The organism is Arthrobacter oryzae, assembly GCF_030812315.1.
GTDB classification, from domain to species: Bacteria; Actinomycetota; Actinomycetes; order Actinomycetales; family Micrococcaceae; genus Arthrobacter; species Arthrobacter oryzae_B.
The window spans coordinates 212365-235373 of the sequence record NZ_JAUSSM010000004.1; the positions used below are offsets into that span (position 1 = coordinate 212365).

Sequence of the window (23009 nt, forward strand, 5' to 3'; positions counted from 1 at the left end):
GGTCGACTGATGACCGACGCAACCGGGGCGCTGGTCCTGAACCTGGAGTGCACCCTCCCCGCTCCTCCGGAAGAAATCTTCAGGATGCTCACGGAGCCGTCCCAGCTGGTGACCTGGTGGGGCCCGCACGGCTTCACCATTCCCGCCGTCGACCTCAACCTCGTGGCGGGCGGGCGCTACCGGTTCCGGATGGCACCGCCGGAGGGCGAGCCGTTCCACCTATCCGGCCAGTTCCTGGAGATCGATCCGCCCTGGCGCCTCGTATTCACCTTCCGCTGGGAGGAACCCACGCCGGACGACCGCGAGACCGTCGCGGACCTGTCGCTCCAAAGCGAGGGCAAGGGCACGCGCCTGGCGCTCTCGCAGGGACCGTTCCTGACGGAGGAGCGGGTGGCCCTGCACCGCGGCGGCTGGACGGAGTCGTTCGAAAAACTGCAGGCGGTGTTGGAGGACCGGGGCTGAGCCGCGCGCTGGCGGGGCGCTGTTAACTGCCGGGCGCTTTCCCGGCGGGTCCCACGTGCGATGCCCGCGCGGCCTCGTAGCTGCTGTCGAACGGCAGCGTGTCCATGTCCAGCAGCGGGTTCGCATCCTGGGTAGCCACCAGTTCGCGGGCCGCTTCCTCCGAGTCAACGCTGGGCATGGAGCCGGGCAGGTGCCGGCCGGCAGATTCGGGGAGGAAGTAGATCGCCACTGCCGCGATGGCCGACGTCGCCATGAGGTAGAACGCCGGCATCAGGTCGTTGCCTGTCGCCTGGATGAGCGCGGCGATAATGAACGGGGCCGTGCCGCCGAAGATCGCCACGGCGAAGTTGTAGGCGATGCCCATGGCTGAGTAGCGGTGGGCCGTGGGAAACAGCGCCGGCAGCGCCGACGCGAGAATGGCAACGAAGAACGCCACGGGGAACGCCACCAGGGCCAGGCCGGCGAGGGTGGCGGGAACGGTTCCGATCGAGATCAGCAGGAACGCGGGGAGGGACAGCACCACCGTGCTGACGGCCCCGATCCAGAGCACGGGGCGGCGGCCGATCCTGTCTGAGAGCCGTCCGGTCAGCGGGATGCACAGGGACATGACCACCAGCACCGGAACGGTCAGCAGCGTTCCGTGGATCTCGTCGTACCCCTTGTTGGTGGTCAGGTAGGTGGGCATGTAGGACGTGAGCGCGTAGCCGACGGTGTTGCCGGCGGCCACGAGGATCATGGCCAGCACGATGCTGCGCCAGTGGTCCTTGAAGATCCCCACGGGGCCCACCGGGCGGAGCTCGTCTCCGGTCTCGTGGTGGGCGGCGGCCACGGCTTCGGCCTCCTGGGTGGCCTTGAAGGCGGGCGACTCCTCGATCTTCATCCGGAAGTAGATGGCGACGACGCCCAGCGGACCGGCGACCAGGAACGGAATGCGCCAGCCCCAGGCCTCCATCTGGTCCTGGCCCAAGGTCAGCTGAAGGGCGGAAACCACGGCCGCCCCCATCGCGAATCCCAGGTAGCTGCCCATATCCAGGAAGCTGACGAAGAAGCCCCGGCGCCTGTCCGGCGAATGCTCACAGACGAACGTGGTGGCACCGGCGTACTCGCCGCCGGCGGAAAAGCCCTGGACCACCTTGGTGACCACCAGCAGCACCGCGGCCCAGATGCCCAGCACCGCGTACCCGGGGAGCAGGCCGACGGCGAGAGTCGCCGCCGCCATCAGCATCAGGGTCATGGCCAGCACCTTCTGTCGGCCGATCTTGTCACCGAGCCAGCCGAAGAACACGCCGCCCAGTGGACGGGCGATGAACGTGGCTCCGAAGGTTCCCAGCAGGAACAGGTTCTGCACGGCCCTGTCAGCTTCGGGCAGGAACACCGGTCCCATGGTGGTGATCAGGTAACCGAACACGCCGACGTCGTACCATTCCATGGTGTTGCCGGCGATGGTGCCGCCCAGCGCCTTCTTCAGCGTGCGGTGATCGACGACGTTGATGTCCGAGATGCGGAGGCGGCGGATTTTCGAAGGCTGCATTTCATTCCTCCATGGGAGGTCACGCGTCATCCCCAAATGGCGCCAGCTTGGGCGTTGGACTTCCGGTGCTCCGACCATTTTCGCACCGCTGTCCGAGCGCATCAATGAAAATTCGGCGCTTCGTCCGGTCTTGGTGGCCGGGTGCTTGGCACGCTAAAAGACCTCTAGACATGTGACTAATTGGTCACCTATTCTGGAGCTGTGGACGCCGTATTCAAGGCCCTCGCCGACCCCACCCGCCGTGATCTCCTGGACGAGCTCTTCCGGGAAGACGGACAGACCCTCCATGCGCTCGAGGCCCGCTTCGACATGACCCGCTACGGCGTGATGAAGCACCTCAAGCTGCTGGAGGAAGCCGGCCTGGTGGTCACCCGCCGCCGGGGACGCGAGAAACTCCACTTCCTGAATCCGGTGCCCATCCGGCTGGTCCACGACCGCTGGGTCAGCAAATATGCAGAACCATGGGCCGCTGCCCTCAGCGACCTCAAAACCCGATTGGAAAGTCCCATGGAAAAGATCTTCGAAATCTACATCAAGACCTCCCCGGAACGTCTTTGGGAGGCCATCACGGACAGCGAGATCCGCAGCAAGTACCAGTTCGGGATGAACATCAGCTCGGACTGGACCCCCGGATCCCGGTTCGAGATGGCTCCCAACGGCGGGGAACCCCTGGGCGAAGGCGAAAACATCGAGGTGGATCCGCCCCGGAAGCTCGTCCAGTCCATGCGGGCGCTGTGGGGCGAGGACGTCAAAGCAGAAGGTACATCGCGCATCACGTGGGAGATCGAGCCGGTGGGAGACGATTCCTGCCACCTCACCGTCACGCATGACCAGCTCCGCGAAGGCGCCAACGAACAGCTCTACGGCGGCTGGCCGATGATCCTCTCCGGCCTGAAGACCTGGTTGGAAACCGGCGAGCTCCTCACCACGCCCGGCTCCCTCATGTACACCTGAAGCAGCCGGCTCGTGCGGGCCCTACCTGCGCTTCCTACCTTCGCCCGGGATTCAAGCCTCTGGCGTACGCGGCCTGCCCCACGTGCTGGAGGCAGTCTGCAATGGTGCTGACGAGCCGCACGCCGAGGGTGACGGGCGGGTCCCAGCGGGTGTCGACGATGCGGTCCAGGTCTTCGTCGCCGAGGGTCTGCAGGAAGTCCGCGGTCTGCCGGTGTACGGCGTCGTAGTACTCAAGCAGTAGCGCCGGCGGAGCCTTCACCGAATCGACCTGCACGCTCGAATGGCCGTACCCGGTGTCGCGCTTCTGGAGCGGCAGGTCGAAACGGCCCACAAACCCCTGCGAGGTCCAGACCTGTTCCAACCCGGCGGCGGAGGCCACCTGCGCATCCTCCACGCGGCCAAGGTGCCAGATCAGCCACGCAATCGAGTTGCCGGTGCCTGCCGGACGGCGGACAAGGGACTCGCCGTCGACCCCTTCAAGGGTTGCCTCCACGGTCTCCCGGATCCGGCCAAAGGCGTCCAGCAGCAGTTCGTTGGATTTCATGGCGTCCCCTTACTAAGCATTTCGGTGAGCCCATGCTCGCATGAGGGCTGCGGCGCCGGATAGTTCTGCCCATCGTTTGCAATCCCCAAGGGGGCTACCACCGCGTAGAGTCAGGCTCGGCTGTCAGACGAAACCAGGGGGACAACGGATGCAACCACCTCAGGGCTACGGCCCACCGCCGATGCCTTCTCATCAGCCTCAAGGACCTCCGTACCCGCAGTATGGGCCACCCCAGATGCCTGTTCATCGGGCCCATGGACATCCGTACCCGCAATACGGACCACCGCAGCAGCAATTTCAGCCGCCGCCGAAGAAGAGCAAACTCAAATGGATTCCGGGTGCGGTCGGTGTGGCATCCGTCTTGTTTGTTCTCCTCCTCTTCGCCGGATGCACCGCCGTGGTCAATGGCATCAACGAAGGAGGCAACCATCAGGAAAAGGCCCGCACGATGATGGCCATGGCGGACAACCTGCCGGAAGAGGATTGGGAACTCCGTGGACGATTCGATCCAAAAGTGGAGCAGGGTTGCCTCTCGATCGACATCGAGTGCGTACGACTGAGTGCCACATGGCGGGTGCCCCATGAGGTGACGATGAAAGACGCTGTCTCTCGTCTGGGACTGGATTGCAGTGATTCCGCAAGGACCTACAAGGGTTGCCCACGGAAAAACTCGACAGACGGCATCACTGCAGACCTTCGCATTTATCCGGCCGAGGATGCGCCAGGCACGTGGCAGGTCACCATTGACCTCAGGGCAAGGTAGGGATGCAAGGGATGGAACCACCTCAGGGCCACGGCCCGCCGCCTATGCCTGCGCAGCAGCATCACGCTCCGCAGAAGAAGAACAGGCTCGGATGGATTCTCGGTGGCGCCGGCGCTGCAACCGCACTGATCGTGGTCCTCCTCTTCGCCGGTTGCGCCGCCTTGGCTGACGCCGTCAAGAACGGCGGCAGCAATGAGGAGAAAGCCCAGGCGATGATCGCCAAGGCGGACAACTTGCCGCAGAACGACTGGCAACTGGTGGAACGTTCAGATCCGGACACCGGCTGCCTTGCGACAGATACCGCCTGCGTCCGGCTGAACGCAACATGGTCGGTGAACCACAAAGTGGGCCTTGAAGACACCGCCGGCCGGCTGGGAGTGGACATCAGCGGACCACCAATGGGCAGGTACACCGGTTGCCTCAAGTCCGAAATGGAGGACGGAGGCATCGTAAGGGTTTGCATCGACCCCGCCCCGGCTCTGGACGACAACTGGCTTGTCAGCATTGAGCTCACCACAGAGTAGCGGCTCACGGGCGACGCTATTCGTGGCTGGCCTGTGGCGGCACGACGAGGTGGTTCGCCCGTGGCCGTCAGGACGCGGCGTACGCTGAGGCTATGGAATCCGACGTCCGGGATCTCAGGCTCCACACAGGCATCACGGTGCCGTGCGTCGTCCAGGGCGACGCCGGTGCGAAGCCGGTGCTGCTGCTGCATGCGTGGGGCGAATCCCGCGGCAGCTTCGACCGCCTCATACCTCTGCTGACCGGCTACAGGATTTACGCCCCGGACCTCCGCGGGCAGGGCGAGGCGGACAAACCGGAGGACGGTTACTCCCTGGCGGAACAGGCCGAGGACGCCGCAGCAATCCTGGCAGCCCTCAACGTGCCGCAGGCCTTCGTCGTCGGCTCCTCGAGCGGCGGCTACGTCGCCCAACAGCTGGCCGTTACCCACCCCGAGCAGGTCGCGGCGCTGGCGCTGGTGGGCGCTCCCCTAAGCCTCCGCGGGCGCCCAGCTTTCGCCGACGAAGTGTACGCCCTGACCGACCCCCTCGACCAGGACTGGGTCCGGGAGTCGCTGACCTGGTTCACCCTGCTGCACGAGGTTCCGCAGTGGTTCCTTGACGACCGGGTGCGCGACGGCCTCAGGATGCCTGCCCACGCGTGGAAAGCCATCCTGAACGGCCTGATCACGGCCACGCCGCCCACGGAATCGGGAACCATCCAGGCGCCCACGCTGATTCTGTGGGGCGCCCAGGACAACCTGCTGCCACGCAGCGACCAGGAAACCCTGGCCGCCCGGATCCCCGGCTCAGCACTGAAGGTGTACCCCGATGTGGCGCACGTGGTCCTGTGGGAGTGCCCGGAGCGTGTCGCCGAGGATGCGGCTGCGTTCTTCCGGTCCCTTGAGTGACCGGGAAGAACGCAGCTGCTGCTCAGGCGTCAGCCAATGGTTCCACCTGCTCCCCCGTTTACGAAACGTACAGCAATCCCGTTCCCCTCCGTTTAGTGTTGGTGGAGCAGATCACGAAACCGATTACGTAAACCGTTTGCGTAACGCCGTGGTGAAGCAGCATTCAGCCCCCGCAGCACCCGCAAGGAGAAACAGTGGTAACCATCAGGGACGTCGCCAAGCACGCCGGCGTATCTCCCGCCACCGTTTCGCGGGTGGTCAACGGACTGGTGGGCTACTCCACCGAGACCCGCGAGCGCGTGGAGGACGCGGTCCGGAGCCTCAGCTACGAAACGGACTACCTGGCCCGCGGCCTGAAAACCCGGCAGACCTCCGTGATCGGGCTCCTCGCGCCGATGGTCTCGGACGCCCTCGCCTCGCAGGTCATGCTGGGCGTCGAGCAGGAAGCCCAGGAGCGCGGCTACGCCGTGATGCTCGGCCGCACCGGGGCCAAGTCGGCGTTCATCGCCGGCTACCTGCGGACGCTCCGCACCTACCGGGCAGCCGGCGTCATCCTCATCTCCGCCGTCATCACCCCCGAAACACGGCAGCTGCTGGGGCCGAACATCCCCATCATCTCCGTGGCCATCAGCGACAAATCCGGCTCACCCAGTGTGGCCATCGACGACGAACAGGCAGCCTACGACGCAACCCGTCACCTGCTGAAGCTCGGCCACCGCCGCATCGGCCTGCTCGCCGGCGACCCCGCCTCCATCTACGTGGCCCAGCCGCGCCAACGCGGTTACCTCCGCGCCATGTCCGAGGCGAAATGCACCCCCGTCACCGCCACCGGCAGCTTCTTCTACGAAAGCGGCGCCCCCGGCCTGGACGAACTCCTCCACCAGGAACCGGACCTCACCGCCATCTTCGCCATGAGCGACGAGATGGGGGCCGCCGTGGTGAACGAACTGCAGAAACGGGGCCGCCGGGTTCCGGAAGACGTCTCCGTCCTTGGGTTCGACAACACCTCCACCGCCCTGCACGTTCACCCGCCCCTGAGCACCATGGCCCAGCCGCTCGAGGACATGGGCCGGATGGCGGTCAAGAAACTCCTCCGCTCCCGCGACTTGGGGCCCAAGATCATGCCGCACCAGCTCATCGAACGCGGCTCCACCGCGCCACCCTGTACCTCTACCTAGACCAAACTCCCCAACCCAGCCACACCACACCCAACCCAAAACCCAACGGCAACAGCCGGCACTGACGCGTGCCGTCGTCGTCGTTCTCCCCCATGCCCAAAACCCCCTGAAGGAGCAACACATGAGGCAGCGCCGCCGGACCTGGCAGACTCTTCTCACCACCACCGCCCTCGTGACGGCAGCCGCCGTCTCGCTCACGGCCTGCGGCGGATCCGCGCAGGAACCCAAGGCCGCCGCCAACGCCGCCGCGGCGTTCGAAGGCAAGGGCCCCATCAACTACGTCTCTTCCCGCGACGCCTCGGGCGCTGCGCAGAAGAGCATCGACGAGTGGAACGCCGCCCACCCGGACGAGAAAGTCACCTTCATCGAGCTGCCGGATTCCGCCGACCAGCAGCGCCAGCAGCTCATCCAGAACGCGCAGATCAAGTCGGACACGTTCAGCGTGCTCAACCTGGACGTCGTCTGGAACTCCGAATTCGCGGCCAACAAGTGGGTCCTGCCGCTCCCCGAGGACGCGATCCCCGCCGCGGACATGATCCCCGCCACCGTCAACGCCGCGAAGTACCGCGACACCCTCTACGGCGCCCCCTACTACACCGACGGCGCGCTCTTCTACTACCGCACCGACCTGCTCAAAGCCGCCGGCGTGGCCGCCCCGCCCAAAACCTGGGACGAGATGAAGTCCGCTTGCGAAAAGGTGCTGGCACTCCCCGAGGCCAAGGGCATGTCCTGCTACGCCGGCCAGTTCGACAAGAACGAGGGCCTCACCGTCAACTTCTCCGAGGCCGTGGCCTCCGCCGGCGGCAGCATTGTGGACGCCGAGGGCAAGCCCACCGTCAACACCGCCGAAGCCAGGCAAGGCCTCTCCCAGCTGGTGGACGGCTTCAAGGACGGCCTCTTCCCGTCCGACGCCATCACCTACCTGGAGGAGCAGGGCCGTCGCGCATTCCAGGACGGCAAGGTGGTTTTCCTGCGCAACTGGCCGTTCCTCTACTCGTCCCTGAGCGCCACGGACGGCTCCAGCTCCGTGGCCGGCAAGTTCGACATCACCTCCATCCCGGGCACCAACGGCCCCGGCGTCTCCACCCTGGGCGGCCGCAACCTGGCCGTCTCCCCCTTCACCCAGAACAAGGCCACGGCCCTGGAGTTCATCAAGTTCTTCACCGGCCAGGAACAGGCCCAGAAGCGCCTGGCCCTCAGCTCCCGCGCCCCGGCCTACGCCGCGCTCTATGAGGACCCCGCCGTCGTGGCCAAGCGTCCGTTCTTCCCCACCCTGCTCGAATCCCTGACCAACGCCCAGCCCCGCCCCAAGGTGGTCCAGTACGGCGCCACCACCAAGGCCATCCAGGAAGAGGCCTACGCCGCCCTCACCGGCGCCAAGGACACGGACACGGCGCTGAAGGACATGCAGGCCAAGCTCGAAGAGATCACCGCGAAATGACAACCACAGTTACTCCTTCGGCGCCTCCTTCGGCGCCTCCTTCGGCGCCTCAGGATCTGAAGAACCCAAGAAACCGCAGCCGCAAGAACCGCAGTTCCGGCGAAGGCCGCATGGCAGCGATGCTGCTCTCTCCCACGCTCCTGGTCCTGGCCCTGGTGATCGTGTACCCGCTCATCTCGGCCGTCCACCAGTCACTCTTCAGCGCCGAGTCCGGCCTGGACGCGGACGGGTTCGTCACCGAGGGCGAGGCCTTCGTGGGCCTGGCCAACTACGCGGACCTGTTCGTGGGCGAATCCGGCCGGCGCTTCCTCAACGCTTTCAGCAACACCACGTTCTTCACCGTCACCACCGTCCTGCTGGAAACCGTCCTGGGCCTGTGCCTTGCGCTGGCCATGAACCGGGCGTTCCGCGGCCGGGCCTTCCTCCGCGCCAGCATCCTGGTCCCGTGGGCCGTGCCCACCGCAGTCTCCGGCCTGCTGTGGCGCTGGATCTTCCAGTCGGACGGCATCGCCAACAGCCTGCTGGGCAGCGAGATCCTCTGGACCGCCGAAGGCACCGCGTCCAAGCTGGCCGTGATCATCGCCGAGGTGTGGAAGACGGCACCGTTCATCGGCCTGCTGGTCCTGGCCGGCATGCAGATCATCCCCGAGGAAGTGTACGAGGCCGCGAAGATCGACGGCGCCGGCTGGTGGCGCCAGCTGGGCTCCATCACACTCCCCCTGGTCAAGCCCACGCTCCTGGTGGCAGTGCTGTTCCGCATGCTCGACGCCCTGCGGATGTTTGACCTTCCGTTCGTCCTCATCGGGCCCGGCAAGGAATCCGTGGAAACCCTCTCCATGCTCGCCTGGGATGAATCCAACCAGCTCCGCTACGGCTCCGCCTCCGCGTTCGCCGTCGTGCTGTTCCTGTACGTCGCCGTCGTCGCGATTGTATTTGTGAAGGTACTGGGCGCGGACGTCACGGGCACAAAAAAGCTGGGTATCAAGCGCAAGGCAAACCGTTCACAGAAGGCCGAGGCCACCCGATGACCATCACCGAACTCCGCAGCCTCGCCACTGACGGTAACCGGCGCGCCGGCCAGCGGAACGCCGACAATCCCGTCCCAGCGAGGAAAAAGCGCACCTGGCGCTCCTACTCCGTGTACGCCGGGCTGGTGCTGATCTTCGCCTACTGCCTGGCGCCGTTCTACTGGATGATCGTCTCCAGCCTCCGCCGCACCGCGGACATCTTCGACAACACCCTGCTGCCAGCGCCGTTCTCCCTCGAAAACTACGTGAAGGTGTTCGACGGCTCCACCATGTTCGGTCAGGCCCTGCTCAACAGCCTGATCGTGGCGGGCACCACCACGGTGTTCGCCCTGGTCCTGGGTGTCTTCGCCGCCTACGCGATCTCCCGGCTCAACTTCAGGTTCAAGTCCGTGATCCTCGGCGTTATTATTGCGACGTCGATGTTCCCCGGCATCTCGGTGGTGGTCCCGCTGCTGAGGTTCTTCACGGACCTCGGCTGGATCAACACCTACCAAGCGATGATCATCCCCAACCTGTCCTTCGCCATCCCGCTCGCCGTCTGGAACCTGACCACGTTCATGAAACAGCTGCCGTTCGACCTCGAAGAAGCGGCGATGATCGACGGCTGCACCAAGTGGCAGGCCTTCCGGAAGGTGCTGCTCCCGCTGGCCGCGCCCGGAGTGTTCACCACCGCCATCCTGACGTTCATCCACAGCTGGAACGAGTTCATCATCGCCCTCTCGATGATCAACGACCCCAAGATCCAGACCGCCACCGTGGCCATCTCCAAGTTCACCGGCGCCACCGAATTCCAGGCCCCGTTCGGCGAGCAGATGGCCGCCGGCGTGATCGTCACTGTCCCGCTGGTGATCATGGTGCTGATCTTCCAGCGCCGGATCGTGGAAGGCCTCACCGCCGGGGCCGGCAAATGAGCGCTGTCTCTGTTTCGGGGGCCGCGTCACCGGAAGCGGCGCACGACGCCGGCTGGTGGGAGTCCGCGGTCATCTACCAGGTGTATCCGCGCTCCTTCGCGGACGGGAACGGCGACGGCGTGGGCGACCTCGCCGGACTTATCGCCCGGCTCCCGTACATCGCCTCGCTCGGCGTGGACGGCATCTGGATGACCCCGTTCCAACCCTCCCCCCAGGTGGACCAGGGCTACGACGTCAGCGACTACTGCGGCGTGGACCCGCTCTTCGGCACCATGGACGAGTTCGACCGGCTGCTGGAACTGGCCCACTCGCTGGGCCTGCGCATCCTGCTCGACGTCGTTCCGAACCACTGTTCCTCGGCCCACCCGCTGTTCCAGCAGGCACTCGCTGCCGGGCGGGGCTCACCGGAGCGGGAGCTGTTTCACTTCGTCGAAGGCCGCAGTTCCGGCCCGGACTCCCCCAGCGACCTGCCGCCCAACAACTGGCAGAGCGTATTCGGTGGGCAGGCCTGGAGCCGCGCCAACCCGGACCCGGACAGCGGCAGCTCACCAACGGACACCGAGTGGTACCTGCACCTTTTCTCCGCCGGACAGCCCGACTGGAACTGGCGGAATCCGGCCGTCGGCGACTACTTCGAAGGCGTGCTCCGCTTCTGGTTCGACAAAGGCGTGGACGGCCTCCGGATCGACGTCGCCCATGCCCTCTTCAAGGCCGACGGCCTGCCGGACGCGCCGTCCGCCACCGCCGTCGTGGACGGGCTCCGGTCCAATCCCTTGGTCTCGGACCAGGAGGAGGTCCACGAGGTGTACCGCCGCTGGCGAACCCTCGCCGAGAAGTACCAGCCGCACCGGCTGCTGGTGGGCGAGGTCAACCTGGAGCCTGCCCGCGCAGCCCGCTACACCCGCGCGGACGAAATGCACCAGGCCTTCGCCTTCGCCTTCGTGAAGCTCGGCTGGGATCCCGCGGCGTGGGCTTCTGTAGGGGCGGAGCTGGAGGCCGCGCGGCAGCTCCATGGCGCCGCGCCAAGCTGGGCGCTGGAGAACCACGACATCGTCCGCTCGGTGACGCGGTTCGCCGGCAGCGGAGCGGGCGGCGGCGAACTGGGTGTCCGCCGGGCGCGGGCCGGCCTGCTGGCTCTGCTCGGATTGCCGGGTGCCGCCTACATTTACCAGGGCCAGGAGCTCGGCCTGCCCGAGGTGGACGTCCCGGTGGACGCCCGGGTGGACCCGATGTGGGCCCGCGGCGGCATCACCCGCGACGGCGCCCGCGTCCCGCTGCCCTGGACCGAAGACGCGGCGCTGAACCACGGATTCTCGCTGGGTCCTGTTGGTGAGCCGGCGGCGAGCCAGGCATCAGCGCCGTGGCTGCCGCAGCCCAGGGGCTGGGGCCGGCACGCGGTCGAAACCCAGCAGCAGGATCCCGGTTCCACGCTCGCGCTGGTGACTGCCGCCGTCGGACTCCGCCGCAAGCTGTGGGAGCAGGGCGTGTTCACCGCGGACGACGGCGGCAGCTGGCGTGTGGAGGACGGGAACCTGCTGATCTGCGAGCGCAGCCCGAAGTTCCTGGTGGCCGTCGCGATGGGAACCGGGCCGGTGCGGTTGCCGGCCGGGACCGTGATCGCCAGCGCGGTCCCACTGGAAACCGACGGCTGGCTGCAGCCGGACAACGCCGCGTGGGTGCTTCGGGACTGAGTTTTTCGGGAGAGGTGCTGCCTGGGTTCAGCCTTGCTTGGCGGCCCAGTCGGCGACGCGCTGAGTGCTTTCCTCTTCCGAGAGGTCCTCGACGCGGGTCATGATGGACCAGCGCACACCGTAGGGGTCCCGGATGCTGGCGAACCGGTCTCCTGAGACAAAGGTGGACAGCGGCTCCCGAACGGTTGCCCCTGCCAGCTCGGCCCGCGCCACGAGGGCGTCCGCATCGGCGCAGTAGAAGCCGACGGAGTAGCAGTCATCGTCGCCGTTCGGGGCAGGGACGAGGTGATAGTCGGGGTTGGGCTCGCCGATTTGGAGCCTCCCCTGGCCGAAGTCGAGTTCGGCGTGGACCACGGTTCCGCCGATCTCGGTGACATTAACGGGGCGTGCGCCGAAGACATCCTGATAGAAGGTGATCGCCTCCTTGGCAGAGGTGATCGCAAGGAACGGCGTGAGGCACGTGAAGCCGTGCGGGATACCGGACGTGGTGTGCTTGCCGTCAGCGGCCGTGGTCAGTGCGGGGCTTGTAGTATCAGTCATAAATCTCACGGTACGCAGCGGTCCGCCCGGCGGCTTGGAGAATTGCGACAGCCTGGATAAGGAGTGCCCTCCGATGGTGGATTCGTTCAAGGGAATCCTCTACCCGGCCCGGCTTCCCACGTTTCACCGCGTACCCGCGCCTGCCTCCGTCACGGACCTGGTGCAGTGGTTTTGGATCCCCGAATGGGACATTGAGCCGGGGCACACGTCACGCCAGCACGTGATCGCGTTTCCGGCGTCCAACCTGGTGGTTCAGCAGGATGCCGTTGAGTTCGCCGGCCCAACAACGCGCCGGTCACATCGCGATCTCACGGGCCGGGGCTGGGCGGTTGGGGCGCTCCTCCGTCCCGCGCTGGTGCCGCGTTTCACGGATGATCCGGGGAGCCTGCGGGATGCCCAGGTGCGGCTTCCGTTCCCGGATCTTCAGGCCTCCGTGTCGGCGGCGATGAGCGGGACCGATCCAGCGGAACGTCGGCAGCGCGCGGTGGAGGCTTTCACTGGCTGGCTGGCAACGGAGGGGCCGGAGGTGTCCGAGGAGGGCCTTCTTGCCAACGCGATGATGGACCTGGTCGGAACAGGCACCGACGTGACCCGCCTTGAAGACGTCGCGGCGCGTCTGTTCGTTTCGTCGAGGACCCTTCAACGGGTGGCGAAGAAGTACATCGGCCTGAGCCCGTCGGCGCTCATCCGAAGGCGCCGCCTGCAGGAGGCCGCTGACCGGTCCCGGACCGACCCGGCGGCAGACCTCGCGGCGATAGCTGCCGAGCTCGGCTACACCGATCATGCCCATCTGACGAACGACTTCCAAAAGACCCTGGGCTTCACGCCGAGCACGTACCGCCGGTCAGTCGTCCAGGACCAAGCCGGGGGCACGTCGTAGCGTTAGGATCCCAACACGTCCTTATCAGGAGGCTGCATGCCGTACACCGTTGACTTCGAGAACGTCTCTACTGTCGGCTTGGACTCGTCTCCGGTGCCCGAGGCCCTCGCCGGGTTGCGCGCCAACGAGGCCCGCTATTACCGGAACAAGTACCACCACGTCTTCTCAGTGAGCCCCGCAAGCGAGGTTCCGGAAGTGGTGGACCGGGTGAGCCGGATCCTCCGGGACGAGCGGGACATCGTCATCGGATCCCGCCCGCTGGAAGCGACAGCCTTCGAAGTCGACGGTTTGCGGATGGCCTACGTCTTCTACGAGTCGGGGCTGTCGGTCAACGTCATGTACAGCATCGAGGACGGCGGAAAGCGGGCAGTCGGGTTCAAACTTGCCGATGGCATGGAAATTCCGGACGAATTGGCTGAGCGGTTCAAGTTCGCCCGGCAAAAATCGAAGCTGGCGGGCGTTATTCGCGGTTCCTATTTTGTAATCAAGGGCGAGTACTGACCAGACACCGGTGGGTTATCCATGGCTGGAACGGTGCGCAGACCCCACGAAGTCCCGGGCTTCCCGCGCCAGGGCCAGCCATGACTCCTCGTCGTCGGCCGTGACGGTAAGCCACTCCTTCATCGCACGGCCCTTGCCGGCGTCGAACGGTGCCCCGGCCCCGGACCCGATCAGCGCGGTGACACGATCATGCGGCAGCTTCACTACAAGCCGGCCTCCGGCAAGCATCGCAAAAATCGAGCCGTTGACCCTCAGTGCGGACGATCCGAACCCGTGCTGCCCCGGTTCGCCCGGCACAATGACCCCTGGACTGGCCCTGAATTCGTCGACCAGCGCGTTGAACCGCTCCTCGGGAAGCATGCAATCATCCTCCCTCCCCGGACATCGGGGAACAACCCCGGGCCAGGCCGGCCGTGCCGGTGCCAAGTTGACGGGCGGGGGGCCGGACGCCGTGCGAGGATACCGGAATGGAAATGACCTCCCAAGTACTGCGTTATGCCGCCTTCACCACCACCCCCGACGGGGGAAACCCTGCGGGAGTAGTCCTGGACGCAACCCGGCTCGACGACGCCCGGATGCAGGCCATCGCAGCCGACATCGGATATGCGGAAACGGTCTTCGTCACCGAAGCGAGGGTTGACGGCGACTTCCGCCGAAACCGTGTCCGGTACTTCTCCCCGATTGCCGAGGTGCCGTTTTGCGGCCATGCCACGATTGCTTTGGCCGTCGCGCTGTCAGGGCGTGATGGTACGGGGACCTTTGTCTTCGACACGGCCGTGGGTCCTGTCGCGATCGAGACTGCAGGCCAGGGTGCAGCGGTGACGGCGTGCTTCACCAGTGTTGAGCCGCGGGTGGCCGAGTTCCCCGACGGTGTTCTGGCGACGCTGCTCGGGTTGCTCGGCGCGGACCGGGACGACCTGCACCCCGACTACCCTCCGATGGTCGCGTTTGCCGGAAACTGGCATCCCATTCTCGTATTCGCGGAACGAAGGATCTTCGACTCATTCGTTTTCGACCCGGACTCCATGCGCACTCTGATGGATGCCCAGAACTGGGCCGGCACCGTCACGACGCTCTGCGAGATTGGACCGGGCGTATACGACTCGCGCAACCTCTTCCCGGTTGGCACCATCACTGAAGATCCGGCGACCGGCTCGGCAGCCGCTGCCTTCGGCGGATACCTCCGCCTGCTTTCACTCGTGGAGCCGCCAAGCCGCGTAGTTGTCCACCAAGGCAGCCATGTGGGCCGCCCGAGCGTGCTCACAGTCGATACTCCTCCGTCCGGCGGGATTGCGGTAAGCGGTGAAGCAGTCGAGATCTCATGACGGAACTACGGCGGCGGCGTTGTCGGCATCGGGATCCCGGGTGGTGAGTGAGCGGGCGGTGGCCCCGCCCAAGACTGACGATGTGGAAGCAAAGCTGCGCGACTTCAGCCTCCAGACGGGCTTTCCATGAGCGAACTGCTGGCGCGGACTGATCCGCCCGACCCGCGGGAGCCGGCATCATCAGCGCGAATCCGTGAAGGTGGGTCTGACAGACCCTGCCTCGGGTCGAATAAATCAGGTAATTTGAGTTAAGGACCCGGCAACCGGCGCCGCGGTCCTCCCCCTCTCCCTGAAAAGGACTCTGCACCCGTGTCTCCCGCGACCTCCGCTTCCGCGCGCACCCGTATGCCTTTCGGTGCCCTGCTGGTGCTGTCGATGATCGGCTTCACTGCCATCACCACCGAACTGCTGCCATCCGGCCTGCTCCCCCAGATCAGCGCCGGCCTCAATGTCTCCGAACCCGTGGCCGGCTACCTCACGGCCGGGTACGCCGCCGTCATCGTGGCCACGGTGATCCCGGCCGCCATGCTGCTTTCCCGCGTCCCCCGGCACACCCTTCTGGTGGCGCTCGTCCTGACCTTCGCCATCAGCAACGCCCTGGTGGGTTTGGTGTCCGATTTTGGCGCCGCCCTCGCTGCCCGGCTGGTTGGCGGCATCGCCCACGGCCTGCTCTGGACCACCATGGCCCCCTTCGTGGCGCGCATTGTTCCGGCCCACAAGGTGGGCAAGGCCATGGCTATCGTCTTCAGCGGCAACAGCCTGGGCCTGGCCATCGGCGCCCCGCTGGGTACTGCCCTGGGCGGGCTGATCGGCTGGCGGGCGTCCTTCCTGCTGCTGGCGGGCACCAGCGTGGTCCTCGCGGCCCTGGCCATGTGGCTGCTGCCCGCCGTCCGCCGGATCCCGGACGCTCCGCGCCCGTCACTGCGCAAGGCGGCCACCCAGCCGGGCGTGATGTCCGTGGCCATCGCCTGGCCGCTGATGCTGATGGCGCACTTCGCGCTGTTCACCTTCATCGCCCCGTTCCTCCGCGAGGCCGGGCTGCCCGACTACAGCATCACCCTCTCCCTCACCGTCCTGGGAGTCTCCGGGCTGGTAGGCATCTGGATCGCCGGCGTCACCGTGGACATGCGGCCCCGCCGTTCACTGCTGATCACGACGGCGGTGGTCGCCGTCGTGTTCCTCCTCCTGCCGCTGGGCGGGGTCACCGTCCCCGGCGCCCTGGTGCTGATGGCTGTCTGGGGAGCGGCCTTCGGCGCGATCGGCATCTACAACCAGTCCGCCATCCTTCGTGCCGGCAAGGAGTACCGCGAAGCCGCCAACGGCCTCACCGTCCTGACCATCCAGCTGGGAATCACCATCGGCGCGCTCTACGGCGCGGCCGCCCTCACCACGGCAGGCCCGCTGCTGGTGCCGGTCGCCGCAGCGCTGCCCGTCGCCGTCGCCCTCGTCATTGTGGTGACCGGGCGGAAGCACGCCTACCCGCCCGGGCCGAAAGAGGCGGGCTATCTGGCAGCGGAACAAAAAACAGCTCTGGAGCACACGCCTGACGCACCCGGTGCGGACGTGGTTGCCGCAGACGCAGCTGACGGCCCTGCGGCGGACGTGTCCGCCCGCGCGTAGGGCATAGGGGTGCGGCACCGCCACGGGACGGTGCCGCACGCTGTGCCTCCCGCCGTCGGCTAGGAGCGGCGGCGGGAAACTCTGTTGGCCCGATTTGCGGACGTCCGAGCCTAGGTAGGGACTGCACCAAGCTGCTGCATGAGGGTCAAGTTGTCCGTGGTTCCCCAATGCTCGGCCACCTTGCCGTCCTCGACGCGGATAATGTCGGTCGTGCCGAATTCGACGCTCTTGCCCGTTGCGGGCATACCGGCCATTTCCCCGCGATGAGTGCCCGTGAGAATTACGTGGCAGGCCTCCAGGTTTCCGTCGGCCAATGATGCTCCGATCGCCTTGACCTTAATATCCGGGAACGCCGTCCGGATCGCATTCACGAAGTAGCGAACACCATCCTTGCCGGGCGGCTGCCCCGGTAGAGCCTCCTCATGATCGACGTAGTCATCCGTCGACAACTCGTCAATAAGGGACAGATTTCCGCCCTCGATTATTTCCTTATAGAACCGCTCGATCAGTCCAGCCCCGTCAGCCATTGTCTGCTCCTTTGTTGGATGAGACCTGTCAGAATTCCCCCGTTTCCACGGCCGCCGCGCGCCGCCGCGCGCTGTGCAGCTTTTGCAGGGCGGCCGGTTACATCCCCATGCCCCCCGTCGCCGCGGGTATGAGGGCCACACCAAGTGCAATCACGGCGAGCGCCACCGCGACGGAGCGGTTGGCCAGCCGTTTCCAGGGCAGCATCTTCTCCCCCGCGATGAAGGCCCCTATCAGCGCCATCCAGCCAAGGCTCATCACCCCGAGTGCGAACAGGGCAACCATCAGCGCCCAGCAGCAGGCGACACACCAGGCCCCGTGCTCGATCCCCATGCGCAACGCACCGCTGTAGCCCGGGCGCAGGCCGTGCAGGAGGAAGTCCATGGGGTTCCGGCATTTCATCAGGCTGACGTTCTTGGCGGGCGTCAGCTGGTAGGCCGCCGCCACCAAAATCACTGCGACGGCCAGGTAGCGGCCGCCCTGGTCCGAGCCGAAGAAGCCGGGAAGCAGCGACGCCACTGCGTTGTAGAGCCCGTAGGCCAGCACCCCGAACACCGTCCAGGCGATGAGATACCCTGCCACGAACACCGCAGTGGAGCCGGCCGGGGCATACCGCCCCTGCCTGCGCCGGTGGTTCTGGATCCTGGAGTAGGCCACCACCATAGGCGCCACGGACGGGAACATCATGGCCGCCAGCATCACTACCCAGGTAGTGACGAAGAATCCTAGCGGTCCCGGATCCGTCCACCGGCCCATGTCCATTCCGCTCAGCTGGGTGGACGTGACCACCCAGCTCACTGCAGCCAAAATCAGCAACGTGGCGATCAGGCCGACCTCCCGCGGGTCGATCCGGGCTCCTGCCGGGACCGAAGCCGCCGCTGACGGGCTTGGCGCCGTTGGCGTCGGGCTGACGGGGGAAGTGGCGGCGAGCCCGGACGGGGCAGTAGAACCGGAGAGGGCGGCGCGCGCAAAGATGCGCCCGCGGCCCCTCCTCAACAGTTTCCGGTGATACATCGGCCGGCCGCGCTTAGCCCCGGCCCTTCGGGGCGCCCTCTGCCATTTCGCTGGCGAAGGTAAAGTCGGACGTCTCGCCGTAGACGCCGTCGAACTCGAGGCCAAAGAGGTCCGAGTGTCCCTGTGCTTTGCCGATCCGGAATTCCGGGGCGAAGCCGAACATCGCGTTCTTCTCGGTGGTGAACCCGCCGCCCGGCCCCGGCAGCGGCTCGAATCTGACGTCAGCGCGCCCGGCCACCGAACCCGAGGGGCTGTCGCCATCAGAGAATGAGACGCTTGCACGCTCGACGCCTAGCCATTCTCCGTACAACCCCGCAAAATCCGCGAACGGGCCGCCGGCCTCACCATGAAGGATGGTTTCCAAAGCGGTGGCCTGAGCATCCGATGCGCCGTCGTCGACGACCACTCCTACCTTCCAGCCACCTGCGCTGAGGTTCGAAGGGAACCAGTTGGAGAACGCGAAGTCGACGCCGGCCAGGTCCGTCTCGTCCATGTTTCCCTTGGCGATATGGAAGATATTCAGGCCGCGGCATTCGCCGTCCGGGCCTGTGGGCGCCCCGTCAATCGGGCAGGGGCAAATCAACTGGCAATTGCAGTTTCCAACGTACGTTCCTGATATTTCCCAAGACACAGGACCCTCCTCGCTGGCGCTGTCGCCAAGCAGAACCGGCCCAGGGTCAGCGCCGAGATACACAGGGCAGAGCACCCTGTTAAGGCGCACGCTATTCCTGCGCGAATCGCCTGTCAAGATGCCGTTGGTCCCGGCTTATCCCTAGAAAGCGGCGCACCCCTTTCGGTGTGTTCAGCCCTGCTTCGGCAGCTTATTTCCGCTCCCGCCACAGCAGCGTGACGCCGAACGCGACGCCGCCCAGCACCAACATGGCGATCACCATCAGGCCCCAGTTGGCCTGGTTCACGCCGCTCCCGTAGAAAATGCCGATCATCACCGTCGCCGTGATGGCGCCGAGGTAGCGGCAAGTCTGGAAGATGCCCGCGGCCACCCCGCGTTCTTGCGGCTGGGTGGAGACGTACATGCCCTGGCTGGAGGCGATGCTCACCACGCTCCACGGAATCCCCATCAGCGCGGTGAGCACCAGCACCAGCGGGATGGCGAATGAAGCAGTCAGCAGCCACATGGTCCCCGCGGCGGCCACCAGGAACAGCACCCCGGCAATCAGCACCCGCCGCACCCCGAATCGTTCGATCGCGCGGACCGCGAACGGCGTCGCGATCACGGACATCGCTGCCAGCGGCAACATCAGCAGACCCACGACGCCGGGATCGTAGCCGGCCGCTTCCTGCAGCAGCTGCGGCAGGCCGAAGAACGCGAAGTAGTAGATGCCGTTGAACACGGCGAAGCCCAGGTAGACCAGCAGCAGCGGCCGGTTCCGGCCGAGCAGCCGCAGGTCCAGGAACGGCGGGCTGAACTTCAGCTCCCGCCAGACGAACAGTCCCGCCAACACAGTTCCGCCGGCGAGCAGCCACCAGCGCGCGTCCGGCAGCACGTTCAGCAGCGCCATCATGGTGAGCATCAGGGATCCGACGAAGCCCAAGATGCCGGGGATGTCCGAATCGCGCAGCAGCTCGACGGCCCTCCCGCGCTCGCGGTCCTCGTCCATGGGGGCGAACTTCCAGACGACGAGCATTGCTCCAAGGGACAACGGCACGTTGATCAGGAACAACGCCTGCCATCCCACCAGGCTCACGAGCAAGCCGCCCACCACCGGGCCCACTGCCGCCGCGGACGTATTGGCCATCTGGATCCGGCCGAGCGGCCGGGTGGACTTCACGTTGGCCGTCTTGGCCAGTGCTCCGACGATGACGACGGCGCTCGGGTACGCGGTGGCCGTGCCGAGCGCCATGAATGCCCGGGCGACACACAGCAGGGCGAAGTTCGGCGCGAACGGAGCCAGCGCGCAGGTCACCGCCACCAGCACCATCCCGAACGTGAACAGGCGCCGTGGACCGAAGCGGTCCGCCAGCCGGCCCATCAGCGGCTGGCCCGCCGCGGAGGTGAGGTAGAAGGCGGTGATCACCCAGGTGACCGTGGCGACGTCGAGCCCGAAATCCGTCCGCAGCACCACCAGGGCGACGGCGATCATTGACGAGTTCAGCGGGTTCAGCGACGTGCCCAGGCTGAGGCCTGCGACGGCGAGGGCTGTCCGGGGTTTGTTGCTCACGGAAACAGTCTTGCGCACTGGGGTGCAGGAGGCCGAACTTGGTTACAGTGCTGGCGTGGCACGGCCGAGCTTCGTCCCCAACTGACTCGCAGTTAACGTCGTCAAAAGCGCTTTTGGCGACGTTAACTGCGAGTCAGTTGGGCCCGAACTGCGAGTCAGTTGGGCCCGCGGAAAGGTTAAGGAGGCCTCAGCCCTATTTCGCGGCCTTCGCCACCGTGAACAGGAACGCCGAGTCCTCTTCGGCCTCCAGGCTGTGCAGCCCCTCCGGGACGATCAGCAGGTCACCGGGCTTCCCGTCCCAGGAGTTCTCGCCGGCCCGCAGCCGGAGGCTCCCTTGAAGGACAAAGACTGTGGCGTCACCGGGGTTCTGGTGCTCGCTCAGCTGCGTGCCGGCCTTGAGCGCCATGACGGTCTGGCGGAGCACCTTCTCGTGTCCGCCGTAGACGGTGTCGGCAGCCCGTCCGTTGCTCGCGGCCAGGGCAGCCGCAAGCTGCTGCCGGGCCAGGGCGTCGATCGAAATTTTCTGCATGAGGCCACCGTACTCAGAAGCACAGCCAGCACAAGCTCTGGACAGCACGATCCGCCGTCAGTAAATTCGAAGAAAGATCCCACCTCCCTCCGGGACCTACTTCGGGGATGAGGTTTCCTTCCGGACCCTGTGCACAGCCCGGAAGGGACGAGCTGCTGAAGCCACGCGGCGGCACTGGATGCACGACGGGAAAGAGCCGGTCATGGCCACTTATGATTACGTCTCCGGAACTGCGGCGCACACCGCCCACCCCCAGGTGGTGCCGAAGCGCAAGGGACGCATCGTCGTCAACTGGATCACCACAACCGACCATAAGACCATCGGGTATTTGTACCTGATCGCGTCCTTTGTGTTCTTCTGCCTGGGCGGCGTCATGGCCCTGCTGATCCGCGCCGAGCTCTTCGAGCCGGGCATGCAGGTTCTGCAGACCAAGGAGCAGTACAACCAGCTGTTCACCATGCACGGCACGGTGATGCTGCTGATGTTCGCAACGCCGCTGTTCGCGGGCTTCGCCAACGTCATCATGCCGCTGCAGATCGGCGCCCCCGACGTCGCCTTCCCGCGACTGAACGCACTGGCCTTCTGGTTCTTCCTCTTTGGTTCCACGATCGCGGTCTCCGGCTTCATCACCCCGCAGGGTGCTGCCGCTTTTGGATGGTTTGCCTATGCGCCGCTGAATAACACGACGTTCACGCCTGGCGTCGGCGGTGACCTCTGGGTCTTTGGCCTCGCGCTCTCGGGCTTCGGCACCATCCTCGGTGCGGTCAACTTCATCACCACCATCATCTGCATGCGTGCCCCGGGCATGACCATGTGGCGCATGCCGATCTTCACCTGGAACACGCTGGTGACGGCCATCCTGGTGATCATGGCCTTCCCGCCGCTGGCAGCAGCCCTGTTCGCCCTTGGCGCCGACCGCAAGTTTGGTGCGCACATCTACGACCCGGAGAACGGCGGCGCCGTCCTCTGGCAGCACCTGTTCTGGTTCTTCGGCCACCCCGAGGTGTACATCATCGCCCTGCCGTTCTTCGGCATTGTCTCCGAGGTCTTCCCGGTCTTCAGCCGCAAGCCGATCTTCGGCTACAAGGGCCTCGTCTACGCGACCATCGCCATCGCGGCGCTGTCCGTGACCGTGTGGGCGCATCACATGTACGTGACCGGCTCGGTCATGCTGCCGTTCTTCGCTTTCATGACGATGCTGATCGCCGTACCGACCGGTGTGAAGTTCTTCAACTGGATCGGCACCATGTGGGGCGGCTCCCTCACCTTTGAGACACCCATGCTGTGGAGCATCGGCTTCCTGGCGACCTTCCTCTTCGGCGGGCTGACCGGCATCATCCTGGCTTCGCCGCCGCTGGACTTCCACGTTTCGGACTCCTACTTCGTGGTGGCACACTTCCACTACGTGGTGTTCGGCACCGTGGTGTTCGCCATGTTCGCCGGTTTCTACTTCTGGTGGCCGAAGTGGACCGGCAAGATGCTCAACGAACGCCTGGGCAAGATCCACTTCTGGATGCTGTTCCTCGGGTTCCACGGAACCTTCCTGATCCAGCACTGGCTCGGTGTCGAGGGCATGCCCCGCCGCTACGCCGACTACATGCCGCAGGACAACTTCATCTGGATGAACCAGTTCTCCACCATCTCCTCCTACCTGCTGGGCGCCTCGCTGATTCCGTTCTTCTGGAACGTCTACATCACCTGGCGCAGCACCGAAAAGGTTGAGGTGGACGATCCCTGGGGCTTCGGTGCCTCGCTGGAGTGGGCCACGTCATGCCCGCCGCCGCGACACAACTTCACCTCCCTGCCGCGCATCCGTTCGGAGCGTCCTGCCCTGGACCTCCACCACCCGGAGCTCCGGGTGCGCGAACACGAAACCACGCATTCGCCAGCGGCCGACGTCCTCGGGGCGGCGGATATCGGTGAGAAGGACGTTCGGAGTCCTGACCCGGACGAGTAACTGCTTGGCTGAGGAACCTCGCCC

Annotated in this window: 24 protein-coding genes; 15 read left to right on the top strand and 9 right to left on the bottom strand. The window is 65.9% G+C overall.

What is annotated here, in order from left to right; genetic code table 11:
* Positions 1–9 precede the first annotated feature (9 nt).
* The gene (locus tag J2S97_RS10165) at positions 10–462 is read left to right on the top strand and encodes an SRPBCC family protein (RefSeq protein ID WP_307048967.1); all 453 of its coding nucleotides are present in this window, start codon (positions 10–12) and stop codon (positions 460–462) included.
* A 22-nt stretch (positions 463–484) separates the two neighbouring features.
* Here the strand turns inward: J2S97_RS10165 and J2S97_RS10170 are convergent, their stop codons facing one another.
* The gene (locus J2S97_RS10170) at positions 485–1993 is read right to left on the bottom strand and encodes an MFS transporter (RefSeq protein ID WP_373460538.1); all 1509 of its coding nucleotides are present in this window, start codon (positions 1991–1993) and stop codon (positions 485–487) included.
* A 201-nt stretch (positions 1994–2194) separates the two neighbouring features.
* Here J2S97_RS10170 and J2S97_RS10175 point away from each other — a divergent pair, with 201 nt between their 5' ends.
* A complete protein-coding gene (locus tag J2S97_RS10175) occupies positions 2195–2947 on the top strand; it encodes an ArsR/SmtB family transcription factor (RefSeq protein ID WP_307048970.1) in 753 nt (250 codons plus the stop codon).
* A gap of 34 nt (positions 2948–2981) precedes the next feature.
* On the opposite strand, the gene J2S97_RS10180 is transcribed toward J2S97_RS10175, so the two are convergent.
* On the bottom strand, positions 2982–3491 hold the full coding sequence (locus tag J2S97_RS10180; RefSeq protein WP_307048972.1) for a mycothiol transferase: 510 nt from the start codon (positions 3489–3491) through the stop codon (positions 2982–2984).
* Between the two features lie 235 nt (positions 3492–3726).
* Between J2S97_RS10180 and J2S97_RS10185 the strand changes: the two genes are divergently transcribed.
* The 8 genes from J2S97_RS10185 to J2S97_RS10220 all read left to right on the top strand — a co-directional run bounded on the left by J2S97_RS10185 (position 3727) and on the right by J2S97_RS10220 (position 11914).
* Positions 3727–4254: a hypothetical protein gene (locus J2S97_RS10185; protein WP_307048974.1), complete on the top strand. Its 528-nt coding sequence runs from the start codon at positions 3727–3729 to the stop codon at positions 4252–4254.
* An 11-nt stretch (positions 4255–4265) separates the two neighbouring features.
* Positions 4266–4778 carry a hypothetical protein gene (locus J2S97_RS10190; RefSeq protein ID WP_307048976.1) on the top strand — a complete coding sequence of 171 codons (513 nt, stop codon included), beginning with the start codon at positions 4266–4268 and terminating at the stop codon, positions 4776–4778.
* A gap of 92 nt (positions 4779–4870) precedes the next feature.
* Entirely contained in the window at positions 4871–5665 is a 795-nt protein-coding gene (locus tag J2S97_RS10195; protein ID WP_307048978.1) for an alpha/beta fold hydrolase, read from the top strand.
* Between the two features lie 194 nt (positions 5666–5859).
* A complete protein-coding gene (locus J2S97_RS10200) occupies positions 5860–6843 on the top strand; it encodes a LacI family DNA-binding transcriptional regulator (RefSeq protein WP_307048980.1) in 984 nt (327 codons plus the stop codon).
* A gap of 121 nt (positions 6844–6964) precedes the next feature.
* Positions 6965–8284: an ABC transporter substrate-binding protein gene (locus J2S97_RS10205; RefSeq protein WP_307048982.1), complete on the top strand. Its 1320-nt coding sequence runs from the start codon at positions 6965–6967 to the stop codon at positions 8282–8284.
* A gap of 110 nt (positions 8285–8394) precedes the next feature.
* Positions 8395–9312, top strand: a complete 918-nt coding sequence (locus tag J2S97_RS10210) for a carbohydrate ABC transporter permease (RefSeq protein WP_307048984.1) — start codon at positions 8395–8397, stop codon at positions 9310–9312.
* A complete protein-coding gene (locus J2S97_RS10215) occupies positions 9309–10223 on the top strand; it encodes a carbohydrate ABC transporter permease (protein ID WP_307048986.1) in 915 nt (304 codons plus the stop codon). The genes J2S97_RS10210 and J2S97_RS10215 overlap by 4 nt, the downstream gene beginning before the upstream one ends.
* Positions 10220–11914, top strand: a complete 1695-nt coding sequence (locus J2S97_RS10220; protein WP_307048988.1) for an alpha-amylase family glycosyl hydrolase — start codon at positions 10220–10222, stop codon at positions 11912–11914. The genes J2S97_RS10215 and J2S97_RS10220 overlap by 4 nt, the downstream gene beginning before the upstream one ends.
* A gap of 27 nt (positions 11915–11941) precedes the next feature.
* Here J2S97_RS10220 and J2S97_RS10225 read toward each other — a convergent pair whose 3' ends face one another.
* Complete coding sequence (locus J2S97_RS10225) at positions 11942–12454, bottom strand: VOC family protein (RefSeq protein ID WP_307048990.1); 513 nt, start codon at positions 12452–12454, stop codon at positions 11942–11944.
* A gap of 73 nt (positions 12455–12527) precedes the next feature.
* Between J2S97_RS10225 and J2S97_RS10230 the strand changes: the two genes are divergently transcribed.
* Together J2S97_RS10230 and J2S97_RS10235 are read left to right on the top strand one after the other, a co-directional pair.
* Complete coding sequence (locus J2S97_RS10230) at positions 12528–13334, top strand: helix-turn-helix transcriptional regulator (protein ID WP_307048993.1); 807 nt, start codon at positions 12528–12530, stop codon at positions 13332–13334.
* A 36-nt stretch (positions 13335–13370) separates the two neighbouring features.
* Positions 13371–13835, top strand: coding sequence for a phage tail protein (locus J2S97_RS10235; RefSeq protein WP_307048995.1), 465 nt, complete (start codon positions 13371–13373; stop codon positions 13833–13835).
* A gap of 15 nt (positions 13836–13850) precedes the next feature.
* On the opposite strand, the gene J2S97_RS10240 is transcribed toward J2S97_RS10235, so the two are convergent.
* Positions 13851–14195, bottom strand: coding sequence for a hypothetical protein (locus J2S97_RS10240; RefSeq protein WP_307048997.1), 345 nt, complete (start codon positions 14193–14195; stop codon positions 13851–13853).
* A gap of 113 nt (positions 14196–14308) precedes the next feature.
* On the opposite strand from J2S97_RS10240, the gene J2S97_RS10245 reads away from it, so the two are divergent.
* The gene (locus J2S97_RS10245; protein ID WP_307048999.1) at positions 14309–15160 is read left to right on the top strand and encodes a PhzF family phenazine biosynthesis protein; all 852 of its coding nucleotides are present in this window, start codon (positions 14309–14311) and stop codon (positions 15158–15160) included.
* Positions 15161–15469: 309 nt separating this feature from the next.
* Positions 15470–16780 carry an MFS transporter gene (locus J2S97_RS10250; protein WP_307049001.1) on the top strand — a complete coding sequence of 437 codons (1311 nt, stop codon included), beginning with the start codon at positions 15470–15472 and terminating at the stop codon, positions 16778–16780.
* A gap of 110 nt (positions 16781–16890) precedes the next feature.
* On the opposite strand, the gene J2S97_RS10255 is transcribed toward J2S97_RS10250, so the two are convergent.
* From J2S97_RS10255 to J2S97_RS10275, 5 genes are all read right to left on the bottom strand, one after another.
* Positions 16891–17307: an ester cyclase gene (locus J2S97_RS10255; RefSeq protein WP_307049003.1), complete on the bottom strand. Its 417-nt coding sequence runs from the start codon at positions 17305–17307 to the stop codon at positions 16891–16893.
* Positions 17308–17404: 97 nt separating this feature from the next.
* A complete protein-coding gene (locus tag J2S97_RS10260; protein WP_307049005.1) occupies positions 17405–18301 on the bottom strand; it encodes a DUF2182 domain-containing protein in 897 nt (298 codons plus the stop codon).
* 31 nt (positions 18302–18332) lie between these two features.
* Positions 18333–19040, bottom strand: a complete 708-nt coding sequence (locus J2S97_RS10265) for a DUF1326 domain-containing protein (RefSeq protein ID WP_307049006.1) — start codon at positions 19038–19040, stop codon at positions 18333–18335.
* Between the two features lie 100 nt (positions 19041–19140).
* The gene (locus J2S97_RS10270; protein ID WP_307049008.1) at positions 19141–20499 is read right to left on the bottom strand and encodes an MFS transporter; all 1359 of its coding nucleotides are present in this window, start codon (positions 20497–20499) and stop codon (positions 19141–19143) included.
* Between the two features lie 193 nt (positions 20500–20692).
* On the bottom strand, positions 20693–21028 hold the full coding sequence (locus J2S97_RS10275; RefSeq protein WP_307049011.1) for a cupin domain-containing protein: 336 nt from the start codon (positions 21026–21028) through the stop codon (positions 20693–20695).
* Between the two features lie 202 nt (positions 21029–21230).
* Here J2S97_RS10275 and ctaD point away from each other — a divergent pair, with 202 nt between their 5' ends.
* Positions 21231–22985: an aa3-type cytochrome oxidase subunit I gene (gene ctaD / locus J2S97_RS10280; protein ID WP_307049013.1), complete on the top strand. Its 1755-nt coding sequence runs from the start codon at positions 21231–21233 to the stop codon at positions 22983–22985.
* The last annotated feature ends 24 nt before the right edge of the window (positions 22986–23009 follow it).

What these genes read in the sequence shown, in the direction of transcription:
- J2S97_RS10165 (WP_307048967.1), top strand. Translation starts at nt 10, where the DNA reads ATGACCGACGCAACCGGGGCGCTGGTCCTGAACCTGGAGTGCACCCTC.
- J2S97_RS10170 (WP_373460538.1), bottom strand. Translation starts at nt 1,993, where the DNA reads ATGCAGCCTTCGAAAATCCGCCGCCTCCGCATCTCGGACATCAACGTC.
- J2S97_RS10180 (WP_307048972.1), bottom strand. Translation starts at nt 3,491, where the DNA reads ATGAAATCCAACGAACTGCTGCTGGACGCCTTTGGCCGGATCCGGGAG.
- J2S97_RS10185 (WP_307048974.1), top strand. Translation starts at nt 3,727, where the DNA reads ATGCCTGTTCATCGGGCCCATGGACATCCGTACCCGCAATACGGACCA.
- J2S97_RS10190 (WP_307048976.1), top strand. Translation starts at nt 4,266, where the DNA reads ATGGAACCACCTCAGGGCCACGGCCCGCCGCCTATGCCTGCGCAGCAG.
- J2S97_RS10195 (WP_307048978.1), top strand. Translation starts at nt 4,871, where the DNA reads ATGGAATCCGACGTCCGGGATCTCAGGCTCCACACAGGCATCACGGTG.
- J2S97_RS10205 (WP_307048982.1), top strand. Translation starts at nt 6,965, where the DNA reads ATGAGGCAGCGCCGCCGGACCTGGCAGACTCTTCTCACCACCACCGCC.
- J2S97_RS10210 (WP_307048984.1), top strand. Translation starts at nt 8,395, where the DNA reads ATGGCAGCGATGCTGCTCTCTCCCACGCTCCTGGTCCTGGCCCTGGTG.
- J2S97_RS10215 (WP_307048986.1), top strand. Translation starts at nt 9,309, where the DNA reads ATGACCATCACCGAACTCCGCAGCCTCGCCACTGACGGTAACCGGCGC.
- J2S97_RS10220 (WP_307048988.1), top strand. Translation starts at nt 10,220, where the DNA reads ATGAGCGCTGTCTCTGTTTCGGGGGCCGCGTCACCGGAAGCGGCGCAC.
- J2S97_RS10225 (WP_307048990.1), bottom strand. Translation starts at nt 12,454, where the DNA reads ATGACTGATACTACAAGCCCCGCACTGACCACGGCCGCTGACGGCAAG.
- J2S97_RS10230 (WP_307048993.1), top strand. Translation starts at nt 12,528, where the DNA reads ATGGTGGATTCGTTCAAGGGAATCCTCTACCCGGCCCGGCTTCCCACG.
- J2S97_RS10235 (WP_307048995.1), top strand. Translation starts at nt 13,371, where the DNA reads ATGCCGTACACCGTTGACTTCGAGAACGTCTCTACTGTCGGCTTGGAC.
- J2S97_RS10240 (WP_307048997.1), bottom strand. Translation starts at nt 14,195, where the DNA reads ATGCTTCCCGAGGAGCGGTTCAACGCGCTGGTCGACGAATTCAGGGCC.
- J2S97_RS10245 (WP_307048999.1), top strand. Translation starts at nt 14,309, where the DNA reads ATGACCTCCCAAGTACTGCGTTATGCCGCCTTCACCACCACCCCCGAC.
- J2S97_RS10255 (WP_307049003.1), bottom strand. Translation starts at nt 17,307, where the DNA reads ATGGCTGACGGGGCTGGACTGATCGAGCGGTTCTATAAGGAAATAATC.
- J2S97_RS10275 (WP_307049011.1), bottom strand. Translation starts at nt 21,028, where the DNA reads ATGCAGAAAATTTCGATCGACGCCCTGGCCCGGCAGCAGCTTGCGGCT.
- ctaD (WP_307049013.1), top strand. Translation starts at nt 21,231, where the DNA reads ATGGCCACTTATGATTACGTCTCCGGAACTGCGGCGCACACCGCCCAC.